The following is a 22,865-nucleotide window of genomic DNA, read 5'->3' as shown; positions in this document are numbered from 1 at the left end:
GGTCACTCCCTCCGCAGCCGGACGCCGCCCGCGGCGCACTCGACCTCGAAGCCGTCGATGGGCGGCTCGGCGGCGAGCCGCGCGCAGACCGCGCCGTAGGCGGCGTCGGGCGGTGTGAGCTTCGGGGTCGCCTCGACGCCCCGCGGCACCAGCGTGCCCAGCATGAACTGCGGCGACTCGAGCAGCGCCCCGCACACGCCGCGCACCCGGCGCTCGAGCGCCTCGGGATCGAGCGCCGCCACCTCGGCGTCGAGCGAGGCCCCGAGGACCTGCTCGAGCGCCTCGCGCTCGCCCGCGTCGCCGAGCCCGGGATCGCCGACGATGCGGTCCTTGAGCGCCGCGATCACGTCGGCCACGGTCGCGTCCGGCTGCTCCGACGCCGCCTCGAGGAGGCGCGCCACGAGGTCGCCCTCCGGGGCGATATCGCACGCGGCGAACCGGTCCTCCCAGACGAGGCGCGCCTGGAAGTCCAGCCCCCGGTGCCCGGGCTGGCCGTCGTCCACGAACACGCCGATCGCGCCGAGGAACGCCGCGTCGGCGATCGGCACGGCGATCGGAGCAGGCCAGTCGAGCGCGCCGTGGGCCGCGCTCAGCAGCGTCCGGCCCGACAGCGGCGCGATCGCGTCCCCGACGCTGTTCCTGCGGCGCGCGGGGTCCTCCTCGGCGATGATCCACGGGTCGAACAGGGGGGCGAACGCGTACGGCTCGTCCGCGCAGCCGTCCTCCGGCGCCTGCAGGTTGAACCCGGGGCTCCGGAGCACCTCGAGGAGCAGGCGGACGTGCGAGAAGCCCGAGGCCAGGAATGCCTCGGTGACGCGCAGCAGCTCGCCGCGCGACGCGGCGCTGCGGGGATAGTAGTGCGCGACGGTGAGCGGCGTGCCGATGACCTCGCGCCACACCTCCTCGGCGATGTGCGCCGACACGAGGTACGCGAGCGCCTCGTCGGGGTTCGGGATCTCGCCGCGCTCGCCGCGCGAGAGGCCGTGCTGGCGCAGCCCGACGAAGCCCCGCTGCAGCGCGGCGGACAGGTCCCACATCGACGTGCGCGCGCCGCGCACGCTGCCGAGGAGCGCGTCGACCCCCGCCGGATCGTCGGTGATCTCCGAGAAGAACTCGCCGCACCCCGCGGTCCAGCCCCAGGGCCTCACCACCGCGTTCGGGAGCACGACGGGCAGCGGCTCGGCGTCGCCCATCGACGCGACCGAGAACCCGCCGAAGCGGAACACGCCGTAGGCCCGGGCGATGCCGTCGTGGCCGTCCTTCTCCGGGGGGCCGCTCGAGTCCGTGAACAGGCTCTTCTCCAGCAGGCCCGGCAGCGGGAAGAAGCGGTTCTTGCTCGGCTCCGGGTCGAAGGTGACCGACGCCTCGCTGTTGTGGCAGCGCAGGCACACGATGTCCCGGTGCAGGTAGGCGCCGCTGAACCGCGCGCCGAAGTTCTGCCGGCGCGCGAGCTCGAGCTTCACCGGGTCCGCGTTGGCGCCCTCGAAGCTCTGCGACACGATGCTGAACAGGTTCGCGACGTAGATCGACGAGACATCGTCGCTCTCGAGCGAGCCGAGCATCAGATCCAGCATCGAGAACTCGTCGCCCTGGGCGCGCGCCGGCTCGCGCCGCACGCGCTCGGCGGCCTTCCGGCGGGCTTCGCCGTCGGCGCTGAGCAGCGTCGAGAAGCACTTCGCGGAGCCCTCCGTGGCGCGCACGACGCGCAGGCTGTCCAGGTAGAAGTCCGCCCAGCGGCGGAGGTAGTCGAGCTGCGACGTCTTGATCATGGCGAGCACCGCGGTGCGCCGCCCCGCGCTGAGCGGCGCGCCCTCGGCGAGCGGCGCGCCGCCGTCGACCTGCCGGATGAGGTCGGTGTAGAAGCGCACCTCGTCCTGGCTGCGCGGCCTCCGCCCCAGCGTCGCCAGGTGGGCGCGGCGCACGAACGCCGCGTCGGAGTCCTGGCAGCGCGCGAGCGGATCCTTCGCCTCCTCGACCGGCCGGTCCACGCCGGCGTCGGGGACCTCGGGCGTCGGGGGCGCGCCCGCGTCGTCCTCCATGGCCGGCGTCTCGGGCGCCCCCGGCGCGCCGGGCGCGGGGTCGGGGCCGCAGGCGCCCGCGCCGAGCAGGGCGCCGGCGAGGCCTGCCGCAAGGAGCAGCGTGGAGCTCAGCGTCGCGCGTCTCATCGTTGTCGCCCCGTTCATCCGTGCCCGAGCACCCTGGCGAGCGCCGCCTCCGCGGCCTCGCCCTCGTTGCGCGTCCCCTCGACGTCGCTCACGCCGAAGCCCTCCTGGGCGAACGGCCAGATCCCGAGCGCGAGCAGCGCGGCGATCCGCTGCTCCGGCGGCTTCACGAACGTCGTGGCGCGCCCGTCCGGCCCGATGGCCCCGTAGATGCCGCGCTGCTTCTCGCGGATGGGGCCGCCGAGGTACACCGTGACGTAGCCGTAGGGCCAGTGGTTGCGGCCGAGCTCGTTCTGCGCGCCCGGCGAGCGGCCGAACTCCATGTTGAGGATGACGAGGGTCCGGTCCAGGTCGAGCTTCCCCTCGGCCTCGGGCCCCTGCTCGTCCGGGCGCCGGACGTGCGACAGGAGCTCGGTGAGCGTGTTGCCGAGGTTCATCGCCTGCGTGCGGCACGTCTCGGCGTGGGTGTCGTAGCCGCCGCCGCCGTCGGCCATGACAAGCCCCGGATCGATGAAGCAGCAGTAGCGCGCCGGCGTCGCCGGGTGCGTGAGCAGGTGCGCGATGACCCGCAGGCAGATGGCCGGGGCGTTGATGTTCTCCAGGCCGCAGAGGGCGGTCACCGTCTGCTCGAACAGCGCGCTGTCGAGCACCGCGTCGAGCTCGTGCGCGCTCGCGACGGCGCGGATCGTCTGGCTCAGCTCCGACAGCCGCGAGGCGCGGAGCGGATCGCCCTCGCGCCTGTACCTCACCCGGTCGCGGTACTGGTCGACGTAGCGCGACAGCAGGCCGTCGAACGCCGCCCGCTCGGGCGCCGCGCCGACCTTCGGCCGCTTCAAGAGCCCCAGGAACTCCTCGCTGCTCGCGCGGAGGAGCAGCGGCCGCGCCGCCGCGGGGTGGAGCCCTGTCGCGAGCGACGCCTGCAGGTTGTCGCCGGGGATGCCGAGGTCCGTGAACGTGTAGGCGTAGGGGGCGGCGCGCCCCGGATCGCCGTGCTCCATCGCGTGGCGCTGCACGTGGGCGCCGAGGCACGCCATCTGCGGCGAGCCGAGCGCGCGGCCGCACAGCGCGTAGGGAATGGCGGCCTCGTGCGGCTCCAGGTCGTGCCGGGTCACGACGACGCGCATGCGATCGAGGATGTCCTTGCGGGCGATCAGCGGGGCGAGGAGCGGCCCGAGGCTCACGTTCATCCCGAGCGCGTCGCGGGCGAAGGGGACCAGCCCGAGGTCGCCCGCCGCGAGCCCGCACTCCAGGAGCACCGAGGAGAGCAGCGAGCTCTCCGGCGCGGCGGGGTTGTAGAAGGTGTGGAGCTGCGTGCCCCGCAGGTCCGGGTCCGGATCGTCGGGGCGCCCGTACGCCTCGACTCCATAGAACGTCTCCCACGTGGTCAGCCCGCCGTACAGGAAGACTTCCAGGATGTTCTCGGCGCGGAGCTCGGGCGGGAGCCCGATCTGCCGGTACGGCTCCGGGGTCTCGCCGAAGGCCGCTCCGGCCCTCGAGCTCCGGAACAGCGTGCCCGCCGCGGCCATCGCGCCGAGCGCCGCCCCGGACTGAAGAAAACGACGACGTTTCATCGCCCCAGCACCTACCCTCGCGCGACCTACCCTCAGCCCGGGGCGCGACACGCCCCTAAAAAATACCGTATCGCCATCGACATCTGTGACGTGAGCGCGCGCGAGCGCGCGACCCGCGGAACGTGCCGAGTCGTCGCTCGCGTCGTGACCTCATGAATGATGATGGGCCCGTCGATCCTTCACGGGATCGCGCGTGGCTCGTCGTTTTTTCACGGTGCGCCCCGACGGCGCAGCGCACCTGTCCGATGGAGAGATTCGAGAGGGTCTGCGCAGGCGAGGCCTGAGCGCTCGATCTCCCCGATTCCTCTCCAACGGGACGCCTCTAGAATGCTCCCATCGCGCGCCGTGGGGTATCGTGGCGCACGATCGCGACGTGCGTCCGGTGCGCGGGCGCGGCAGCTCGCGTCTCTTGCGCGGCGATCAGGCCTTCCGGCCGCGCGCCGGTTTGCCGGGCGCGGGGGCGAGCCACCGATCGATCTCGCCCGACACGTGGTGGAAGTCGAACGCGCCGGCGTCGATCCCGAGCTGGAGCATGGCGCCCATGATGAAGGACGTGATCATGGCGGCGGCCGCGCGCGGATCCAGATCGGAGCGCAGCTGTCCGGCGCGCGCGCCTTGGCGCACGAGGTGCTCGACCCCGAGGTTCCACTCCCTGTGGACGGCGCGAAACGCCGTCCGCGCGGCCGGGTCGCGCTGCGCGCGCAGGGACAGCTCTTGGAGGACGGTCGCCAGGTGCGGATGGTCCTGGAAGCTGCGCCATGCCCCCTCGAGGTGCGCTCTCAGGCTCTCGGGCGGCTCCGCCGGGCTCGCGGCGCCCGCGCGGCGGGCGGGCTTTCGCTCCTTTCCGAACTTGTCGGTCACGTGCTCGACGATGGCGACGAGCAGCGCGTCCTTCGTCCCGAAGTAGTAGTGCAGCGTCGAGATGTTGACGCCTGCGCGCGCCGCGATGTCGCGCGTCCGCAGCCCCTCCAGCCCCTTCTCGGCGATGAGCGTGTACGCCGCCTCGAGCAGGTCGCGCCGCCGCGCTGCACCGAGCTCCGAGGTCGAGGCCTTGCCGGCCGCAGCGGCGCGTCTCGTCTTCGCCAAGCCCGCGCAACGCTACAGGTTTCCTCCGGGTCCATCAAGCGCCCCCGGCGCGCGCCTTGACCGCTCGCCCGCCATGGCGTAGCGTCAATCAACTGATTGATTGACGCTCGTCGTCGGGATGGAGGAAAACGCATGACGTCCTTGGGGTTCACGGCCGCGCCGCTGGCTGCGCGGGTTCAGCGAAAGGCGATCGGCGTGGGAATGCGCCTCTTCTTCGCCTGGTCTCACCTTGCTTATCGCCTGAGTCCGCCGTGGGGCGGCAAGCTGCGCGCGGTCGATCACCTCACCCTGCCGTGCGCGGATCTCGGCGTGGCGGAGCGGTTCTATGTCGGGCTGCTCGGCGCGCGCGTGCTGATGCGCGTCGACGCCCCGTTCCTCGAGCGGATGGGGCGGCCGGCGGACGAGGTCGCGCGCGGCGTTCACCTCTCGATCGCCTTCGCGGGCGGGCCGCGGTTCGATCTCTTCGAATCGCCGATCGGGCAGCCGCCCCGCAACGCGGATCATCCGCACTGCGCGCTCTGGGTCGCGCCGGGAAGGCTGCTCGCCTGGAAGGAGCGCCTGAACCGCGCTGGCGTCCCGACGTACGGCCCCACGCGGCTCGGGCCGCCGGGCCAGGCGTCGCTCTATTTCAACGATCCGTTCGGCAATCGTCTCGAGCTTGTCACGCTCGGATTCACGGGGGAGATCCCCGTCGGCGCGCCGGACGTCTCCGCGTTGGAGTACGCCTGGACGGGCACCTGAGCCGCGCGCGATCGCCTCCTTCGTTGCGCACGGTGAGGTTGAGCAGTATGGGGAGCGTATCCGAACGGCGGCCTGGCCGGGCCCTGCCCCGCGGGGGAGGATCTTCCGTGCCCGGGTCTGTCGTCACGAAAGGAGCGCTCCGATGCCTGTTGACGTGAAGTACACGACCCAAGCCACTGCTCAGGGCGGCCGCGACGGCCGGGCCAAGACCGCGGACGGTGCCCTCGACGTGAAGCTCTCGACGCCGAAGGAGCTTGGCGGCGCCGGTGGCGAGGGGAACAACCCGGAGCAGCTCTTCGCGGCGGGTTACGCCGCCTGCTTCCTCGGTGCGTTGAAGTTCGTGGCCGCGCAGGAGAAGGCGCGGATCCCGGCCGAGGCCACGGTGACGGCGACGGTCGGCATCGGCCCCCGCTCCGAGGGCGGCTTCGGGCTCGACATCGGTTTGCGCATCTCGCTGCCGGGCATCGAGCGTGCGCAAGCCGAGCAGCTGGTCGAGAAGGCGCACCAGGTTTGCCCCTACTCGAACGCCACCCGCAACAACGTCGCCGTCCGCCTGGAAGTCGCCTGATCGACGCCCGTCGCCTTCCCACGTCGGAGCGACATCACCTGCATCTCTAGACCACCTCTCAGGGGCCCGTCCCCTCGCGGTGAAGCGCCGCGAACACCCCTCCTCGGGCGAGCAGCTCCGCGTGCGTCCCCTGCTCCACGACCCGCCCGTGGTCGAGCACCACGACCCGATCCGCGTGCCGGATCGTGCTCAGCCGGTGCGCCACAACGAAGCTCGTCCGCCCGCGCAGGAGCCGCCCGAGCGCCGCCTGCAGCCGGGCCTCGGTCAGCGCGTCCACCGAGCTCGTCGCCTCGTCGAGCAGCACGATGCGCGGACGCGCGACCATCGCCCGCAGGAAGCACACGATCTGCCGCTGCCCCAGCGACAGCCCCGTCCCCCGCTCGCCCACCTCGGTGCGGAGGCCCTCCGGCAGCCCGTCCAGCAGGTCGAGCACGTCCAGGTCCCGCGCCGCGTCGCGGATCTCGGCGTCGGTCGCCGCCGGGTTCCCCATGCGCACGTTGTCGAGCACCGTGCCGCTGAAGAGGAAGTTGCTCTGCAAGACTAGCCCGAGCTGCGCGCGCAGCGACGCCGACGAGCTCGCCGCCAGATCGTGCCCGTCGACGGTGATCGACCCCGCCGTCGGCAGGTACAGCTTCGCCAGCAGGTTCAGGATCGAGGTCTTGCCGCTGCCCGTGTGCCCGACCAGCGCGATCATCTGGCCCGGCTCGGCGACGAGATCGACGCCGTGGAGCACCGGCTTGCCCGGCTCGTACGCGAAGCTCACCCCCTCGAAGACGACCCGGCCGCGCGCCGGCGGCAGCGCCGGGAGGCCGCCCTCGTCGGGCCAGTCAGGCTCGGTGTCGAGCACGCGGAAGAGCCGCTCGGCGCCCGCCATCGCCGTCAGGGCCTGGTTGTACTGGTTGCCCAGGACCGGGATCGGGTTGAACAGGAGGTTCGCGAGGAAGAAGAACTCCACGAGCACGCTGAGCTCGATCGCGCCGTGCAGGGCCTGATAACCGCCGACGACCACGAGCACGGCCAGGAACAGCTGCCCGTTGAACTCGAGGAGCGGGAGGAAAGCGGCCGAGTGGCGCGCCGCATCCATGTTGTAGCGCGAGTGATCGAAGATCAGCGCCCGGAAGAGCCCTCCATTGATGTCCTGCCGCACGAAGCCCTGCGTCACGCGCACCCCCGTGACCGACTCGGCGAGCGTCGCCGTGACCCGGGTGAAGCTCTCCTGCGCGCGCTGGTGCGCGGCCCCGAGGCGCTTGTGGAAATAGACGATCAGCCCCCAGAAGACGGGGACCATCGCCGCCACCACGAGGAAGAGCGGCCAGTGCGCGCGGGCCATCAGCGCCATCGCCACCGCCATCGTGCCGAGCTGCACCGTGCTCACGAACACGACGTCCTGCACCGCCACCCGGATGGCGTCGATGTCGGAGGTCATGCGGCCGATGAGGCGCCCCACCTTCGTCTTCACGAAGAAGCTCATCGGCATGCGCAACAGGTGCCGTTCCAGCCGATCGCGCATGTCGAACACCACGGCCTCCCCGAGCTCGAGCGCGAGGCGCGCGCGGAAGTGGAAGACCACCGCCGTGAGCAGCGCGAACGCCCCGAAGCCGAGGACGGAGAGCACCGTGGCGCGCGCGTCGCGCCGGGCCACCGGGCCGCTGATGATGGCGCCGACCGCCCAGGTGAGGAGCGGGAGCTGGATCGACCGCACCACGACGAGCGCGAAGAGCGCGTTGCGCTTCCTCGCGTACGGGCGTGTGAACGCGAACACGCGCCGCACGAGCCCGAGATCGAGCCGGCCGAGGGCGTGGTCCCGCTCGTCCTCGATCGCGGCGCGCGAGAGGCCGAGGCGCACGTCGATCGGCGCCGGCTCGGCCGCGGCGCGCGCCGGCCCCGCCGCCGCCTTCGTGGCGCGGCGCGTCGCCTCGCCGGCGCGGCTCACGCCGGCTCCTCGGCCGGGCCCGGCGCCGCGGGGCGCGCGCCGCGCCGCGAAGGCGGCGGCGGGCTCTCGTCCGCGCTCTCGTCCGCGCTCTCGTCCGCGCGCGCGACGGCGGCGTGCGCGTCGTGCAGCGAGAGCGCGCTCGCGTAGTGGCCGCGCCGCCGGAGCAGCTCCTCGTGGGTTCCCCGCTCGACGACGCGGCCCCGGTCGAGCACGATCACCTGGTCCGCGCGGCGGAGCAGGTGGGCCCGGTGCGTGGCCATGATCGTCGTCCGCCCCCGGGTCGCGCTGAGGATCGCGTCGAGGATCTCGCGCTCGGTGCGCGCGTCCACCGCGGCCGTCGGGTCGTCGAGCAGGAGCAGCGGCGGGTCGAGCAGCACGGCGCGCGCGATGGCGAGCCGCTGCCGCTGGCCGCCCGAGAGGTTGACCGCCGACTCGCTGAGCTCGGTGTCGTAGCCCTCGGGCAGCTCCCGGATGAACTCGTGGGCGCGGGCGATGACCGCGGCGCGCTCGATCTGCTCCCGCGTCGCGTGCGGGGCGCCGAACGCGATGTTGGCCGCCACCGTGTTGCTGAAGAGGAAGTTGTCCTGGAAGACGACCCCCATGCGCCGGCGGATCAGGTCGAGGTCGTGCCGCCGGAGGTCGACGCCGTCGAGCAGGACGCGCCCGGAGGTCGGGTCGTAGAAGCGCGGGATCAGGCTGAGCAGCGTGCTCTTGCCCGCGCCGGTCGGGCCGATCACGGCGACGAACTGCCCGGGCGCCACGTCGAGGTCGACGCCGTGGAGCACGGGCCTCTCCGGGTCGTACCCGAACGTGACGCGCTCGAACACGAGGCGCCCCTCCGCGCGGGCGGGGCGCTCGGGCGCCTCGGGGCTCGCGATCTCGACGGGGGTGTCGAGCACCTCGAAGACGCGCCGCGCGCCGATGAAGCTCTGCTGCGCGGTGTTGACGATCGTCGCCATGCTCGCGATCTGCCCGGAGAACTGCTGCAGGATGCCGGCGAACACCACGAGCTGCCCGAGCGTGATCCGGTCGCGCGTGACGAGCAGCCCGCCCATGCCGAGCAGGAGGACGAGGCTCAGCTGCCCGAGCAGGTCGATGGTCGGGCTGAGAACGCTCACCTTCCGGAACGTGCCCTGCTGCTGCTCGCGCACCTCGCGGTTCCGCTCGTCGAAGCGGCGGTGGGCCTCGCGCTCTCGCCCGAGCCCCTTGATGACCTGGATCCCCTGCAGCCCCTCGCTGAAGCTCAGGACCATGCGGTCGACGAGCTCGCGGTTCTGCAGGTAGGCGGGCCGCACCCAGCGGGCGAAGAGCGTGCTCGCGATCCAGAGCAGCGGCGTCGGCGCGAGGCACACGACCGTCAGCAGGGCGTGCGTGCGGAGCATGTACGCGACGTACACGCCGAGCGACAGGACCATGATGACGCTCTGCAGCAGCACGCCGTCCACGAACGAGCGCACGAGCTGCACGTCGCCGGTGACGCGGTTGATGAGCGAGCCGCTCGTGTTGGCGTCGAAGAACCGGAAGCTCAGCCGCTGGAGCTTGTCGTACACCCGCGCGCGGAGATCCGGGACGATCTCCATGTGGACGAGGTGGCCCACCGAGAGCGCGTACCCGTAGTTGAGCACCGCGCGGGCGGCCGCCATGGCGAGGATGGCGCCGCCGATCGAGAGGACCGCGGCCATGGGCTCCCGCTCCACGTCGATCAGCCGGCCGACGCCGAGCGGCAGCGCGGGCGCGCGGATCGACGGATCGAGCCGGTGGCGGAGGATGTCGATGGCGAGCCCGGTCAGGCCGAGCCCCGCGAGCCCCAGCGAGAGCAGGACGATCTGGTAGCCGAGCACGCGCGCGACCCGCCCCCGGTACGCCCAGCTCAACCCGAGGAGCCGCAGCAGGAGCGAGCGCCCGCCGCGGGGGCGCGCCGCTTCGGGCGCGGGGAGCGCGCCGCGATCAGAACGTGAGCCGGACGACATCAGAGCAGGGCACCTGGCAGACCGGCCACGCCGGGGGCCCGTAACCTACCGGCTCGCGCGGCGTTGGCCAGCGGCTGGCGCGCGCGGATCGGCGGCGCGTGTGCAGCGACGCACGTGGGAGGATCGCCAGGCTGCCAGGGACGCCAGGATGTCCGAGAGAGCTCGCTTCCTGGCAGCCTCGGCAGCCTGGAGGTCGTCGCCGCCTTCGCCGGGGCGCCGCTAGTACATGAGGTTGCCCTGGCCGAGCCGGTAGGTGATGTTCGAGCCGAACTGATCGCGCGCGTTCTGGACGCGCAGGACCGCGATCGAGATCCGGCTCTCGCGCGCCGACCATCCTGCCGCCGAGAGGGCCGCGGCGATCTCGGTCTTCGCCTGCCGGAGGCGGTACTGCGAGACGGGGTGCAGCGGCGCGCCGCCGGAGACGTGGAGCGACTCCAGCGCGTCGTCGATCTCGACCTCGGCCAGCTCGATGAGGCGCTCCTGGACGTCGTCCCGGGTGTCGTGGAACCGGCGCGCGAGCTCCCGCGCGGCCTGCAGGCGCTGCTTCGCGAGGTCGAGGTTGAACGCCGCGTTCAGGACGCGGAGAAAGCGCCCCATCTTGTCGATGTCGGAGTTGGGGAACTGGATGGGGGTGCCGAACCGCGCCTCCAGCTCCCGGCCAGCCGGCGAATCCTTGAAGTCCGACCTGGTGTAGAAGGAGATCGCCGCCTCGATGGTGTTCCCGAAGGCGTTCGAGTGGAAGAACGGCGGCGTGTCCACGGCCTCGATGATGGGCGGGGTGTTGAACGTGCCGTCGCCGTACCCGTCGAGGATATTGCGGCCGAGGACGTCGATGTTGGGCGTCGAGAGCCCGGCGCCCCCGAACCCGCCGTCGAACGCCCCCGGGCTGCTGCCGGTCCCCGGCGCCTTCCGGGCCCCCGTGTCCAGGTTGCGGTTCCGCCCCGTGTCCAGGTGGTTCGCGCCCGCGTTGGAGTGGCACACGTTGCAGCGGCCCCGCTGCGGATCCAGGAACGCCAGCCGCCCGTCGTTCGCGTCGGGGTCGGTGAGCTTCACCCGAGTCAGGTCGAGCTCGTTCGTCCGCCCCAGGCTCATCTGGTAGGCCAGGGCCAGGTCGAGCTCCTCCTCGGTGGGGAGCCGGAACGAGACCCCCGGCTCCCGGCTGAGATCCTTCGGCAGGTGCTGGGTGACCGCCCCGGTGAGGAAGTCGCGCAGCGAGCCGCTGCCCGGGGCGCCGTCGCCCGACCAGCCGGTGCGCTCGAGCGGCATGCCCTCCCCCTCCTGCGCCGGGTCCGGCGCGATGGTCGTCGCCAGCGAGAGCGTGTGCTGGACCCCGCGCATCACGTACTTGCCGTCGAGATCGTCGAAGCCGTCGATGTTCTCGCGAATCAGGCCGTTCGTCTTCAGCTCGTACGTCTCGAGGTCGGTCAGCGCGGCGTCTTCCTCGTAGACGAACAGCGGGTCAAAAGGGTTGATGTCGAGGAGAGCGTCGATGAAAGGAATGTCAATCGTGAAGTTGTTTTCGACAGGATGACAGGACCCGCAAGTCCGGCCGTTGCCCTCGAAGGTCTCGCGAAAGAAGATGTCAGCGCCTGCGCAAATTTCCCTGGTCACGAGCCCGGCGATCACGCGGGGATCCTGCTGGCAAGCAGCGATCCTGTCCTCGGCGGTGAGCGCGCTCGACACGGCGGCGTGACGCTCGCCCCCGGGCGCGGAAGGGGCGCACGAGGCGAGGAGGGTGACGGCGACGAGCGGAGCGACGAACAAGGAACCCCAATTCGAACTTGGCATAGCGCTCTCTCTTCCTGTGACCGTTGTTCCGTACAGCTGCCGAAACGCGACGCTCGTGGGTGCTGCGCGCCGCTCGGCGTGCAGCGCCGGGAAACGCGGTGGAAACCGGCTCGGCGAGCGTCGGCCGCCGGCGCGACCCGGGCCGGCCATGCGGGCTCAGCCGTGGGGGAGATGGCCCCTCTCGGTCCTCCATGCCGCCCTCGCGGCGTACCGGAGATCCATGATCCGCTCCCCTGCGACAAGGGCACTCTAGCCGCCCCGCGGTCAGGTGAGCCGCGCGGGGGCCGGCGCTAGGGCGGTCTCGGGGGGCGACTACTTAGCGGACCAGGACAGGCACATCAACCTTCACCGGCGCTCGCAGCACGATTCCGACTACATCATGACCTACCACAGAGGACCTCGAGACGGTACGCACCAGCGGCTCGATCTGCAACAGGGTTGCGATCACGGGCGGATCGGGCGCGAGGAGGGGCCGGAAGCCGGGCTCCGCGGGCGTGCTCGAGGGGATCGAAGCGAGACATGGGCGTGACGACCGGCGGCGTCCCTCCGACCGCTCCCTCGGCGGGGTCTGCGACCGTTCCGGTCCAACGGAGAACGTCTAGACCGGCCGGTGGCGCCCCTCCAACTCATTAGTAGCATGGGCCACATGCATCCCGTGCATCTTGCCTCGATCGACCTGAACCTGCTCGTCGTCTTCGACGCCCTCCTGGCGGAGGGGAGCGTCACGCGCGCGGCGGCGCGCGTCGGGCTGAGCCAGTCGGCCATGAGCCACGCCCTCGGGCGCCTCCGCACGTTGATCGACGACCCCATCCTGGTGCGCACGCCGCGGGGGATGATCCCGACGCCGCGCGCGCAGGAGCTCATCGGCCCCATCCGCGAGGCCCTCGCCCAGATCGAGACGACCGTCGCGCGCCGCCCCCGCTTCGATCCCGCGACGGCGCGCCGCTCGTTCGCGGTCGCCACGGTCGATTACGTGGAGCTCATCCTGCTGCCCCGGCTCGTGCAAAAGCTCTTCACCGACGCGCCGTTCGTCGATCTCATCGCGCGCCCCTACGACAGCGACATGTGGAGCTCCATGGAGACCGGAAAGGTCGACCTGGCCATCGGCCTGCTCCCCACCGTGCCCGCGGGGTTCTACCGGCAAAGGCTCATCGAGGAGCACTACATGTGCGTGGTGAGGAAGAATCACCCCGTGGTGGGCAGCAAGCTGACCCTCAAGACCTACACGAGCTTGCCGCACGCGCTCATCAGCCCGCGCGGCGACGGCGGCGGCCGGGTGGACGAGGTCCTGGCCGAGCGGGGGCTCTCGCGCCGCGTGGCGCTGCAGATCCCCCACTTCCTCGTGGCGGCCCACATCGTCGCGCAGACGGATCTCGTGCTGACCGTGCCGGCGCGCATCGCGCGCGTGTTCGCGGAGATGGAGGCGCTGCGCGTCATGAAGCCGCCCGTGGAGCTCGGCGGGTTCTCGCTGGATCAGGTGTGGCACGAGCGGCAGGCGAAGGACCCGGCGCACATCTGGCTGCGCGGGATCTTCGCGGAGATCGCCCGCGACAGCTGAGGCGCCCTCGTTCGACCTGCCGCGCGCCCCGCGCCCGCCGCGCCCCTGTCGCCCGGAGGCGGGCCGGCGCGGCGGGGAGCGGGACCGTAAACCGGTTAAGTCGTTTTCCCTTTCCCTCTGCTTGTCCGTTCAGGTAGGGCCGCCGGGCGCGGCGATGAGCTCGACGCCCTCGCGCTCGGCGAGCTGCCGGTGCAGCGCGGTCAGCCGGGCGGTGACGGGGCCGCGCTCGCCGCGGCCGATCGTGCGCCCGTCGAGGCTCCGCATCGCGATCACGCCGGCGCCGGTGCCGGTCAGGAACGCCTCGTCGGCGGCGAAGAAATCGAGCCGCCCGAGCGAGCGCTCCACCACGGTGAGGCCGATGCTGCGCGCGAGCTCCATCACGGCCGCGCGGTTGATGCCCTCGAGGCACCCGTCGGTGGGGGGCGGCGTCGCGAGCACGTCGCCGCGGAGCGCGAACACGTTGGCCACGGAGGCCTCGGCCACGTGGCCGCGCGCGTTCAGGAGCAGCGCGTCGTCGGCGCCGCGCTGCCTGGCCTCGAGCTTGGCGAGGGCGGAGCCGAGGTAGTTCAGGCTTTTGATCCGCATGTCGAGCGCGTCGGCGTCCGGCCGGCGGTAGCTCGACGTGATGAGCTCGAGGCCGCGCCGCCGCTGCTCGTCGTCGAAGAGGCGGATCGACCCCACGATGCAGAACAGCCCCGGCCGCTCGCAGGTGGTCGGGTCGACGCCGAGCGGGCCCACGCCGCGCGTCACCACGAGGCGGACGTAGGCCTCGCGCTCGGCGTGGGCGCGCGCGGTCTCCTCGACGATCGCGCGGAGCCCCTCGAGCGGGCGCGGCAGCGCGATGCCGAGCGCCTTCGCGCCGGCGTCGAGCCGCGCGAGGTGGCGGTCGATCCGGAAGAGCCGCCCCGCCGCGACGCGGATGCCCTCGAAGATGCCGTCGCCGTAGAGCAGCCCGTGATCGGTCACGTTCACGGTCGCGTCCTTCGCGTCGACGATTCGCCCATCGATCCAGGTCTTCATGACGTTCACCTCCTGCTGTTCCCCTCGAGAGCGCGCGCGACGCGCTCGGCGGCGTCGCGCGTGTGTTGCACCGCGGCGTCGCGTCGATCGCCGCGCAGGCTCTGGGCGGCGGCGGCGCAGGCGATGCAGCCGTGCAGGCCGCCGCGCGCGAGCACCGGGGCGGCGATGACGGTCAGCCCGTCGATCCACTCGCCCTCGTTGACGTCGTAGCCGCGCTTCGCGGCGCGCTGCGCGGCGCGCTCGGCGGCGGGGCCCGCGCCCTGCGCGCCCACGAGCTCCGGCGCGTGCGCGAGGTAGAGCCGTCCGCTCGCGGTGACGTCGACCGGGACCTCGGCCCCGACCGTCGGGGCCGCGCGCAGGAGCCCCGTGCCCTCGGCCTTGTCGAGCACGACGAGCCGCCCCGCGCGGGCGGCGACGAGGAAGAACGTCTCGCCGAAGGCGCGCGCCGCCCGCTCGAGCTCGGGCTTGGCCACGCGCGCGACGGGGTCGAGCCCTTGCGCCCCGAGCCCGAGGCGGATGAGGCCGACGCCGAGCCGGTAGCGCCCCTCCCCGTCCTGCTCGACAAGCGCGTGCGCGGCGAGCGACGCGAGCAGCCGGTGCAGCGTCGCCTTGGGCATGCCGAGGCGCGCCGCGAGCTCCGCCAGCGAGGCGCTGCCGCCCCCCTCGCGCAGCGCCTCGAGGGCGCGCACCGCCTTGTCGACTGTCCCAGATCGTTCCATTATTCGGAATCAAGTTCCGATATTTGATTTACTCCGTTCCGGGGCCGCCGTCCAGGGCGCGTCGGTCGGGCGCCGTGACGCCGCGGGATCCGGCGCCGTGGCGCCGCCGGATCGGGGACGGAGAGCGGGCTCAGGGGCGCGGGCGAAGCGCTCGCTGGTGTCGCTGGGGGGCCTCGGATAGCGTCCGTTCGATCGAGGTCGAGACAACGTCGAGAGCCGAGGAGGCGAGGAGCTCATGAGCAAGGTCGATTCGGTGGTGCTCGTCCACGGCGCCTGGCACAGCCCGGCGTGCTGGTCCCAGGTCGCGTGCCGGTTGCTCGGGGGCGGGCTCGACGTCCGCGCGCCCGCGCTGCCGAGCGCCGGGCCGGACGCGGCTCGGCTGGGCGGCCTCGCGGCGGACGCCGAGGCGGTGCGCGCGGCGCTGGCCGAGGTTCCGGGCAAGGCCGTCGTGGTCGCGCACTCGTACGGCGGGCTGCCGGTCACCGAGGTGGCGGCCCGCACGGGCAAGGTCGCCCACCTCGTCTACCTGTGCGCGTTCCAGCTCGGCCCGGGGGAGTCGCTGCTCTCGTCGATCGGCGGCAAGGAGCCGCCGTGGTTCATCACCTCCGCCGACGGCCTGACGCTGCGGCCCGCGGACCCGCGGAACATCTTCTACAACGACTGCGCGGACGAGGTCGCGGCCGCCGCGGAAGCGGCCCTGCTGCCGCAGGCCAGGGCGTCGTTCGTGCAGCCGCTGAGCGCCGCCGCCTGGCAGGAGCTGCCGTCCACGTACGTGATCTGCGAGCGCGACAACGCCATCCCGGTGGTCGCGCAGGAGGCGATGTCGCGGCGCGCGCGGCAGGTGCGGCGCCTCGACGCGAGCCACTCTCCGTTCCTGTCGCGGCCGGATGACGTGGTCGCGCTCGTGCGCGACATCGTCGCGGCGATCTGAGACGTCACAAAACCGGTTCATTCACGGCGCGATCCGGGCGTCGCTGCCGAGCGCCTTCGCGCGCGGCCGCCGTGCGCCTCGGACAGCTGCGCTGCTGAGCGGCTGCTCCAGAAGCAGCAGCGTCGCGCCGCCGCGCCTGCCGCTCGCAGCTTTCCGCGCTGGTACGCCGCGTGCCCTGAGCCGGTCGATGGAGTGAGGTGCAATCATCATGACAGAACGCAAGCTCTTCTACCCGGAACGCTTCAAGACCGCCTCGCAGTACTACACGACCGGACGCCCTACCTATCCGAAGCTGCTCAGCCGCCGCGTCGCCGAGCTGGTCGGGCTCACGCGGGACGGCGGCGTGCTCGATCTCGGGACCGGTCCGGGGTTCCTCGCGATCGACTTCGCGCCGCGCGCCCGGGCGGTGACGGCGGTGGATCCGTCGCCCGAGATGCTCGCGGCGGCCAGGGCGAACGCCGCTCGAGCCGACGTCTCGATCCAGTTCGTTCAGGGCAGCTCGTACGAGCTCGGGCCGCACCTCGGTCGTTTCCACCTCGTGACCATCGGTCGCGCGTTCCACTGGATGGATCGTGTCGAGACCATCAGGTCGCTGGACGCGCTGCTCGATCGGGGCGGCGCGGTGGCGCTGTTCGGGGAGACCTACCCCGAGGTCCCGGCGAACGCGTGGCACAAGGAGTTCCAGGCGCTCATCGACAAGTACTCGACCGAGGACCCGGCGCGGCCGCAGATCCGCGAGGCCGTGAAGAACGAGGCCGTGTTGCTCGACTCCGCCTTCAGCCATCTCGAGCGGATCTCGGTCCTGGAGCAGCGAGCGACGCCCGTGGAGCGCTTCGTCGACCGCGCCCTGTCGTTCGCGGCGACCTGGCACGGCCGGCCGGGATCGCGCGAGGAGGACCTGGCCGTCGAGGTCCGCAGGGCGATCGCGAAGCACGCCGACGCGGACGGCATCGTGCGCGAGGTCCTGGAGGGGCACGCGCTGGTCGCCCGCCGCCCGCGCGAGGTGGCGTCCGACTGACCCGGCGGACATCGACGCCGCAGCCCCTCCGCCGCGCGAGCTGGCTTGTCGCAGCGAGCGCCGGGCCGTAGAGAGGCTGCGATGCCTTATCCCGGTGGGCTGGGCCGCCTCCTCCGCGCCTGCGCAGCCGCCGCGGTCTGCCTCGCGCCGGCGGGCTGCGTCTTCTACACGCGGCTGTCGACGTACGCGCCGAGCCCCACGGCCGCCGACATCGCCGGCGGGCTCTCGGACGGCGCGCTGAGGGTCCACGCGATCACGAGCTCCCGTGCGGTCACCTCGGTGATCCGCGACGCGTTCCGCGGATCGCGCTTCGTTTACAGCGAGGAGGTCGTCGAGGACAACTCGGCGCAGCGCGATCCAGGGCGCGACCTGTGCGCGTTGCTCGAGCGCTCGGGCGCCGAGCTGCTGCTCGTCGCCTCGGACGAGCTGACGTTCGCCGGCGGCGCGCCGGAGCAGGAGTGCCTCCGGCGCGAGACGGTGCCGAGCGGGAAGCCGTTTCCGGAGGCGGATCCGCTGGTCAGCGTGTGCGTCGAGCACGAGGATTCCTCGAAGTACGAGGCGCGCCGGGCCCGGTACGGGGAGCTCACGTCGGTGGTCCAGCTGGTCACGCCGGCGCGCTGCGAGAGGCCGCCCGCGCTGGGGGCGAGCGCGTCCGCGCTGTCCGGCACGCCCGAGCGCATCCGGGAGCAGCTCGCGGACCTGCTCCCGCGCGCGGCGGTCGTCGAGGCGCGCGGCGAGCGCGCCTGGGCGCAGGCGATCCCCGGAACCGCTCCGAGCGCGGGCGCCGAGGCCCGGGTCCCCGCGCGGGTGGGCGCCGCCGCCAAGACCGGCGTCGTTACGGAGGTGACCGGGGATCGCGCCGAGGTCCGCAGCCTCTGGCCCGATCGGCCGTTCGCGCCGAAGGACGGCGTCGTCTTCGGCGGCCCGCTCTGGGGCGTCGCGTTCGTCCCGGAAGCGCGAGTATCCGTGGGCAACGCCGTCTCTGCCGGGGTCGCCTTCGAGGCGTATCGCGTGCATCACGGGCCGCTCCTCGGCCTCGGCGTGCACGGAGTCGTGGGGACGTCCGGCCCGGCCGGCGTCGGCGGCTTCGGAGGACACCTGTTCGCAGGCTACGTGCTCTGGCCGGTTCCGACGCGGCTCGGCCTGTACATGCGCGGCCATGGCGGCGTGGGCTCCGTGCGCGCGGGAGGCGACGCGGGGACGTTCGGCTTCGTGGGTCTCGCCGCGGGCTTGAAATGGCGCGTGCCGTCCATTGTCGTCATCGACGCCTCGGGCGGGTACGATCTCGGGCCCTCCGCGGCGGTCTCCGCCGGGGGTCCGGCGGGGACGACCGCGTTCGCGTGGAGAGGGCCTGCCATGCGCCTGACGCTGGCGCTCGATCTCTAGACGAAGTCTCCAGGCGAAGTCGAGGCGGCGGACCGGCGCGTTCTTCCGATATGCATGCGAGCGCCGCGCCCGGAGCGCGCGAGCCGCAGCTTGGCCCGGAGCGCGCGAGCCGCAGCTTGGCCCGGAGCGCGCGAGCCGCCGCGTGGTGGTCAGCGTATCGTCACCGCAATAGTTAGTAAGGCTAACTAACGCGATTCGGTCGAATCGCGGCGCGGGCAAGAGCCCTAACGCCACGCCGGAGCCGGCCGAATAGTTCGTAGAGCGAACTAACGCGATCCGGCCGAATCGCGGCGCGCACGAGAGCTCCAGCGCCGCGCCGGAGCCGGCCGAATAGTTAGTAAGACTAACTAACGCGATTCAGTCGAATCGCGGCGCGGGCGAGAGCCCCAACGCCGCGCCCAGGCCGCCGAATAGTTAGTAAGACTAACTAACGCGATCCAGCTGAATCGCGGTGCTGGCGAGAGCCCCAACGCCGCGCCGGAGCCGGCCGGCCGGCCGGCCGGCCATCATGCATGCTCTCCGCGGGCCCCCTCGGCCGGCACGCTGGCGCGCGCCGCGTCGCACTCGTCGCAGCCCTCGTGGGGCGGACAGAGGAATACGAGCGGGCTTTTCGCGAGGTGCTCGACCGCCACGGCGACGAGATCGCGTGAAGCACACAGTCGCGCGTGGGCGCCGCCCACCCTCCCTTCCCGCTGTAGCCCCCGTTCGCGCAACCAGCCATCGGCGAGCCCGAACCGACGGCAGCAATGGTCCGTCTCGTGAATCATCGCGGTCCGGGTCACGCCGTCGACCTCGATCAGGCACGGGTGCGTGACCGAGTAGGGGACCCGCGCGATGGCCTCGGCGACGTGGAGCGTCGTGTTCTCGGCGTGCGTGACGCCGAGCAGCAGCACCTGACCTCCGAGTTCGTGGACGCGGCCCGGGGGGCTGTCCGGCCCGTGCGGGGGCGACAGCGGCTGCGGCGCGCAGATGCGCTCGGCGAAGCGACCGGCGGCGGCGAAGGAGCCGCCAGGATGGCCGCTGCGCAGCACGCCCGGCTGTCTCCAGAACGTCTCGGCGGTGATCCCCATGCCGCTGGTCGGCGTCGACCGGGGATCGAACACGCTCTGTCCGTCGGTCATCGTCGGCATGACGAGCGTGCCGTCGTCCCCGAGCGCGGCGCGCAGGGCGCGGATCAGCCCGAGCGGCCCGCCCTCGACCGGACGCACCGCCCTGAACGACGTGTGGACGAGGAGGACGCCGCCCCGCCTCACGCCGAGGGCGAGCAGCTCGGCGACCACCTGGCTCACGCTGGGCTCATGCATCGTCCAGGCATATCATTCTTGTGCATTATCGCGGTCGCTCCTCCCTGGAAGGGCGGCTCCCTGCCGGCGCCGGAGGCAGGGTAGACGCCGGGCGATGCACCGCTGGAGGTGGACGTCCGGGCGATTCCAGCCCTGCAAGAAAGGCTGTCTCGCCCAGCGATAGCCCGCATCGGCTCCACAAGCGCATCGCCCCGGAAGCCTTCACGAAATCGATAAAGACGGCGCGCTTCCGCGCGCGCCTCCCGTATTGCGCCGCGACGCGAGGCGCCTGCCGCCGCCGTCCGCCGCCATGGACCGCTTACGACGCTCACGCGCGCCGCCTCGCACTAAATTCTTTACATTGCGCCGAAGAGCCATGTTACCTTTCCAGGTCATGGTCGCCGCTCTTCGGGCGTCGGCCCTGCAATCCCATCACCGAGCCGGCGCCGGAGGCTCGGATCACTCATCGCCCTGAACGTGCCGCGCGACGCTGAGGCATCGGTGCAACCTGCCTGCACGTCCCGCGCGAGCTGGAGGTGTCTATGTCGATGCGACAGATGCGTATTCTCTATTTTGCACCTCGCGCCTGCTGGCCGCTCGACACCGGGGCCAAGCTACGCAACTGGCACTTTGTCCGGCAGCTCTCGCGGTTCGCGCGGGTGACGTACCTGAGCTTCGCCGACGACGGCGCCGTCCGGAACGGGCGGGTGCGGATGGGCGCGGCCGGCCCCGCCCCGCATCCGATGAACGATATCGCGCAGATCACCGATCAGGTGCTCACGCTGACGCAGGAGAAGCCGAACTCCCTGGGCAAGATCCTGCGCGGCGCCGTGGGGCCGCTGCCGCTCGTCGTCCTCAATTACACGACGAGCGCCATGCGCCAGGAGCTCGCGCGCGTCCTCGACGAAGGCCAGTTCGACGCCGTGCAGGTCGAGAGCGTCCACCTCGCCGGGTATTTGCCCTTGCTGCGCGCGGCGCGCAATCGGCCGCTGCTCCTCTGCGACTGGCACAACATCGAGTCGGAGGTGCTCTCCCGCTACAGCAAGAACGCGCCCGATCGCCTCCGCGGGCTCGCGGCGTTCGCGCTGGCGTCGCAGCTCGCCGGGTTCGAGCGCAAGGTGCTGGAGCAGTTCGACGCGCACCTCACGGTCAGCGAGCGGGATCGCGAGAAGCTCCTCGCGCTCCGCCCCGGCCTGCGCGCCTTCGCCGTCGACAACGGCGTCCACGTGGACGCCTTCGCAGGCGCGGGCGGCGCCGCGTCTGGGCCGCGCCGCCGCGTCGTCTTCGTCGGCTCGATGGATTACCGCCCGAACGCGCAGGCCATCGTCGCCTTCGCGCGCGATCTCTGGCCCGCCATCCACGCCGCCCGGCCCGCGTGGCGCCTCACCGTGGTCGGCAGGAACCCAGGGCCGGAGGTGCGCGCGCTCGGCGCGCTGCCCGGCGTGGAGGTGACCGGGACCGTGCCCGACGTGCGGCCCTACTATGCCGACGCGCTCGCGTCCGTGGTGCCGCTGCGCATCGGGGGCGGGTCGCGGCTGAAGATCCTGGAGGCGCTCGCGGCCGGCGTGCCCGTCGTCTCCACCGAGCTCGGCGCGGAGGGGCTCACGCTGCGCGACCGCGAGCACGCGCTCATCACCCGGAGCCCCGAGGCGATCGGCGGCGCGCTCCTCGAGCTCGACGCCGATCCGGCGCTCAGGGCGCGCCTTTGCGCGGCCGGCCGGGCGCTCGTCCAGAGCAGGTACGACTGGAGCGTGGTGGGCGACACGCTCGCCCGCATCTACCAGCAGCTGCACCAGCAGCGCCGCGGCGCCCCGGAAGCGCTCGCGCCCTTGGCCGCGAGCCTCGCCGCGCCGGCCTACTGACCCGAGCCGCCCGGGAGATCTGCCGCGCTCCGCGGGAGGCGCGCCGCCCGCCGCCCGCGCCGATCAGGCCCCCGCGGCGTCGCCGCCCGGCGCCCGCGCCGATCAGGCCCCCGCGGCGGCGCCGGTCGCCGCGGCGCCGGTCGCCGCGGCGCCGGTCGGCGCGGCGCCGGTCACCGCGGCGAAGGCCTCGAGCCACGCGTCGGCCTGCCGCTCCGCCGTGAACCGCGACAGGAGCCGCGCCCGGGCGCGCGTCGCCCGCGCCCCCGCCTCCTCCGGCCGCGCCAGCGCGTCGAGCAGCGCCCGCGCCAGCGCGCCCGGCTGCCCGGGCGGGACGAGCCACCCCGTCTCGCCGTCCAGCACGAGCTCCGGCACGCCGCCGACCGCGCTCGCGACGACCGGCGTCCCGTAAGCGAACGCCTCCAGCACCACGTTCGGCAGCCCCTCGGTGCGCGACGGCAACGCCAGCACCTCGAGCGCCCCGATGAGCTGCGCGCCGTCCCGGCGCAGGCCGAGCAGCCGCGCGCGGTCGCCGAGCCCCCGCGCCGCCACCTCCGCGCGCACCGCGGCCTCGTCCGGTCCGTCCCCGACCAGCACGAGCGCGGCCCGCGGGTCCGCGCGCGCCACCGCCGCGAACGCCTCCACGAGCGAGCGCTGCCCCTTCTCGGGGCTGATCCGCCCCACCGCGCCGACGAGCCGGGCCGACGCGTCGAGCCCGAGCTCCGCGAGCAGCCGCGCGCGGGGGACCGGCGGCGGCATCCGATCCAGGTCGATCGCGTTCGGCACGTGGAAGATCCGCGCCTCGCGCACCCCGCACGCCCGCACCGCCGCGCGCTGCGCCTCGGACACGACCACGACCCCGTCGTGCCAGCGCAGGGTCCGGCGATCGGCCCACTCGAAGAGCTGCACCTTCAGGTCCTCGCCCGTCCACCCGCGCGCCACCGCCAGCACCCGCGGCGCGCCGCGCCCGCGCAGCCCGAGCGCCAGGAGGTCCGCCTTGTACCCCACCGTGCACACCACGTCGGGCCGGAGCCGCGCCGCGATCGCGCGGAGCCGCCGCGCCCCCTCGAGCAGGTCGTAGCCCCGCTCCAGCGCGAGCGGCTCGGCCTCGAACCCCTCCGCGCGCGCCCCCACGACGAGCGGGTTGTCCGCGACCTTCGCCTCCCGGTGCGGGATCACGGCGAACGAGACCTCGCACGCGCCGCGATCGCGCAGGATCCTCGCCGCTTGCACGGTCTGCCGCTCCGGGCCGCCCCAGAAGCGACAAGGCAT

The 22,865-nt window shown here is 72.8% G+C and carries 17 protein-coding genes; 7 read left to right on the top strand and 10 right to left on the bottom strand.

What is annotated here, in order from left to right:
- Nucleotides 1-2: 2 nt before the first annotated feature.
- The 3 genes from WME83_RS01990 to WME83_RS01980 form a co-directional block, all read right to left on the bottom strand.
- Nucleotides 3-2,165, bottom strand: a complete 2,163-nt coding sequence (locus WME83_RS01990) for a hypothetical protein (protein ID WP_437317568.1) — start codon at nt 2,163-2,165, stop codon at nt 3-5.
- A gap of 14 nt (nt 2,166-2,179) precedes the next feature.
- Entirely contained in the window at nt 2,180-3,733 is a 1,554-nt protein-coding gene (locus WME83_RS01985; RefSeq protein ID WP_437317567.1) for a DUF1501 domain-containing protein, read from the bottom strand.
- Nucleotides 3,734-4,153: 420 nt separating this feature from the next.
- Nucleotides 4,154-4,819: a TetR/AcrR family transcriptional regulator gene (locus WME83_RS01980; protein WP_437317566.1), complete on the bottom strand. Its 666-nt coding sequence runs from the start codon at nt 4,817-4,819 to the stop codon at nt 4,154-4,156.
- A 132-nt stretch (nt 4,820-4,951) separates the two neighbouring features.
- Here WME83_RS01980 and WME83_RS01975 point away from each other — a divergent pair, with 132 nt between their 5' ends.
- Both WME83_RS01975 and WME83_RS01970 read left to right on the top strand, forming a co-directional pair.
- On the top strand, nt 4,952-5,560 hold the full coding sequence (locus tag WME83_RS01975; protein ID WP_437317565.1) for a VOC family protein: 609 nt from the start codon (nt 4,952-4,954) through the stop codon (nt 5,558-5,560).
- A 142-nt stretch (nt 5,561-5,702) separates the two neighbouring features.
- Complete coding sequence (locus tag WME83_RS01970) at nt 5,703-6,128, top strand: organic hydroperoxide resistance protein (RefSeq protein WP_437317564.1); 426 nt, start codon at nt 5,703-5,705, stop codon at nt 6,126-6,128.
- A 58-nt stretch (nt 6,129-6,186) separates the two neighbouring features.
- Here WME83_RS01970 and WME83_RS01965 read toward each other — a convergent pair whose 3' ends face one another.
- From WME83_RS01965 to WME83_RS01955, 3 genes are all read right to left on the bottom strand, one after another.
- Nucleotides 6,187-8,061 carry an ABC transporter ATP-binding protein gene (locus tag WME83_RS01965; protein ID WP_437317563.1) on the bottom strand — a complete coding sequence of 625 codons (1,875 nt, stop codon included), beginning with the start codon at nt 8,059-8,061 and terminating at the stop codon, nt 6,187-6,189.
- Nucleotides 8,058-10,031, bottom strand: coding sequence for an ABC transporter ATP-binding protein (locus WME83_RS01960; protein WP_437317562.1), 1,974 nt, complete (start codon nt 10,029-10,031; stop codon nt 8,058-8,060). Before WME83_RS01960 ends, WME83_RS01965 begins: the two co-directional genes overlap by 4 nt.
- A gap of 219 nt (nt 10,032-10,250) precedes the next feature.
- A complete protein-coding gene (locus tag WME83_RS01955; RefSeq protein ID WP_437317561.1) occupies nt 10,251-11,819 on the bottom strand; it encodes a hypothetical protein in 1,569 nt (522 codons plus the stop codon).
- Nucleotides 11,820-12,465: 646 nt separating this feature from the next.
- On the opposite strand from WME83_RS01955, the gene WME83_RS01950 reads away from it, so the two are divergent.
- Nucleotides 12,466-13,377: a LysR family transcriptional regulator gene (locus tag WME83_RS01950; protein ID WP_437317560.1), complete on the top strand. Its 912-nt coding sequence runs from the start codon at nt 12,466-12,468 to the stop codon at nt 13,375-13,377.
- A 129-nt stretch (nt 13,378-13,506) separates the two neighbouring features.
- Here the strand turns inward: WME83_RS01950 and ilvE are convergent, their stop codons facing one another.
- Both ilvE and WME83_RS01940 read right to left on the bottom strand, forming a co-directional pair.
- Nucleotides 13,507-14,397 (bottom strand): branched-chain-amino-acid transaminase, encoded by an 891-nt coding sequence (ilvE, locus tag WME83_RS01945; protein ID WP_437317559.1) that lies wholly within the window; start codon nt 14,395-14,397, stop codon nt 13,507-13,509.
- Between the two features lie 5 nt (nt 14,398-14,402).
- Nucleotides 14,403-15,116 (bottom strand): IclR family transcriptional regulator, encoded by a 714-nt coding sequence (locus tag WME83_RS01940; RefSeq protein WP_437317558.1) that lies wholly within the window; start codon nt 15,114-15,116, stop codon nt 14,403-14,405.
- Between the two features lie 235 nt (nt 15,117-15,351).
- Here WME83_RS01940 and WME83_RS01935 point away from each other — a divergent pair, with 235 nt between their 5' ends.
- The 3 genes from WME83_RS01935 (at nt 15,352) to WME83_RS01925 (ending at nt 18,451) form a co-directional block, all read left to right on the top strand.
- Nucleotides 15,352-16,047, top strand: a complete 696-nt coding sequence (locus tag WME83_RS01935; protein WP_437317557.1) for an alpha/beta hydrolase — start codon at nt 15,352-15,354, stop codon at nt 16,045-16,047.
- Between the two features lie 208 nt (nt 16,048-16,255).
- The gene (locus WME83_RS01930) at nt 16,256-17,065 is read left to right on the top strand and encodes a class I SAM-dependent methyltransferase (protein ID WP_437317556.1); all 810 of its coding nucleotides are present in this window, start codon (nt 16,256-16,258) and stop codon (nt 17,063-17,065) included.
- An 81-nt stretch (nt 17,066-17,146) separates the two neighbouring features.
- Nucleotides 17,147-18,451 (top strand): hypothetical protein, encoded by a 1,305-nt coding sequence (locus WME83_RS01925; protein WP_437317555.1) that lies wholly within the window; start codon nt 17,147-17,149, stop codon nt 18,449-18,451.
- A gap of 506 nt (nt 18,452-18,957) precedes the next feature.
- On the opposite strand, the gene WME83_RS01920 is transcribed toward WME83_RS01925, so the two are convergent.
- Entirely contained in the window at nt 18,958-19,755 is a 798-nt protein-coding gene (locus WME83_RS01920; protein ID WP_437317554.1) for an AAC(3) family N-acetyltransferase, read from the bottom strand.
- 536 nt (nt 19,756-20,291) lie between these two features.
- Between WME83_RS01920 and WME83_RS01915 the strand changes: the two genes are divergently transcribed.
- Nucleotides 20,292-21,596 (top strand): glycosyltransferase family 4 protein, encoded by a 1,305-nt coding sequence (locus WME83_RS01915; RefSeq protein WP_437317553.1) that lies wholly within the window; start codon nt 20,292-20,294, stop codon nt 21,594-21,596.
- 102 nt (nt 21,597-21,698) lie between these two features.
- Here WME83_RS01915 and WME83_RS01910 read toward each other — a convergent pair whose 3' ends face one another.
- Nucleotides 21,699-22,865: a glycosyltransferase gene (locus tag WME83_RS01910; protein ID WP_437317552.1), complete on the bottom strand. Its 1,167-nt coding sequence runs from the start codon at nt 22,863-22,865 to the stop codon at nt 21,699-21,701.

It is taken from the genome of Sorangium sp. So ce385 (genome assembly GCF_051474135.1).
Taxonomy (GTDB): Bacteria; Myxococcota_A; Polyangia; order Polyangiales; family Polyangiaceae; genus Sorangium; species Sorangium cellulosum_D.
Note: the sequence above shows the minus strand (reverse complement) of the source record. Positions and strands in the feature narration are given on the sequence as shown.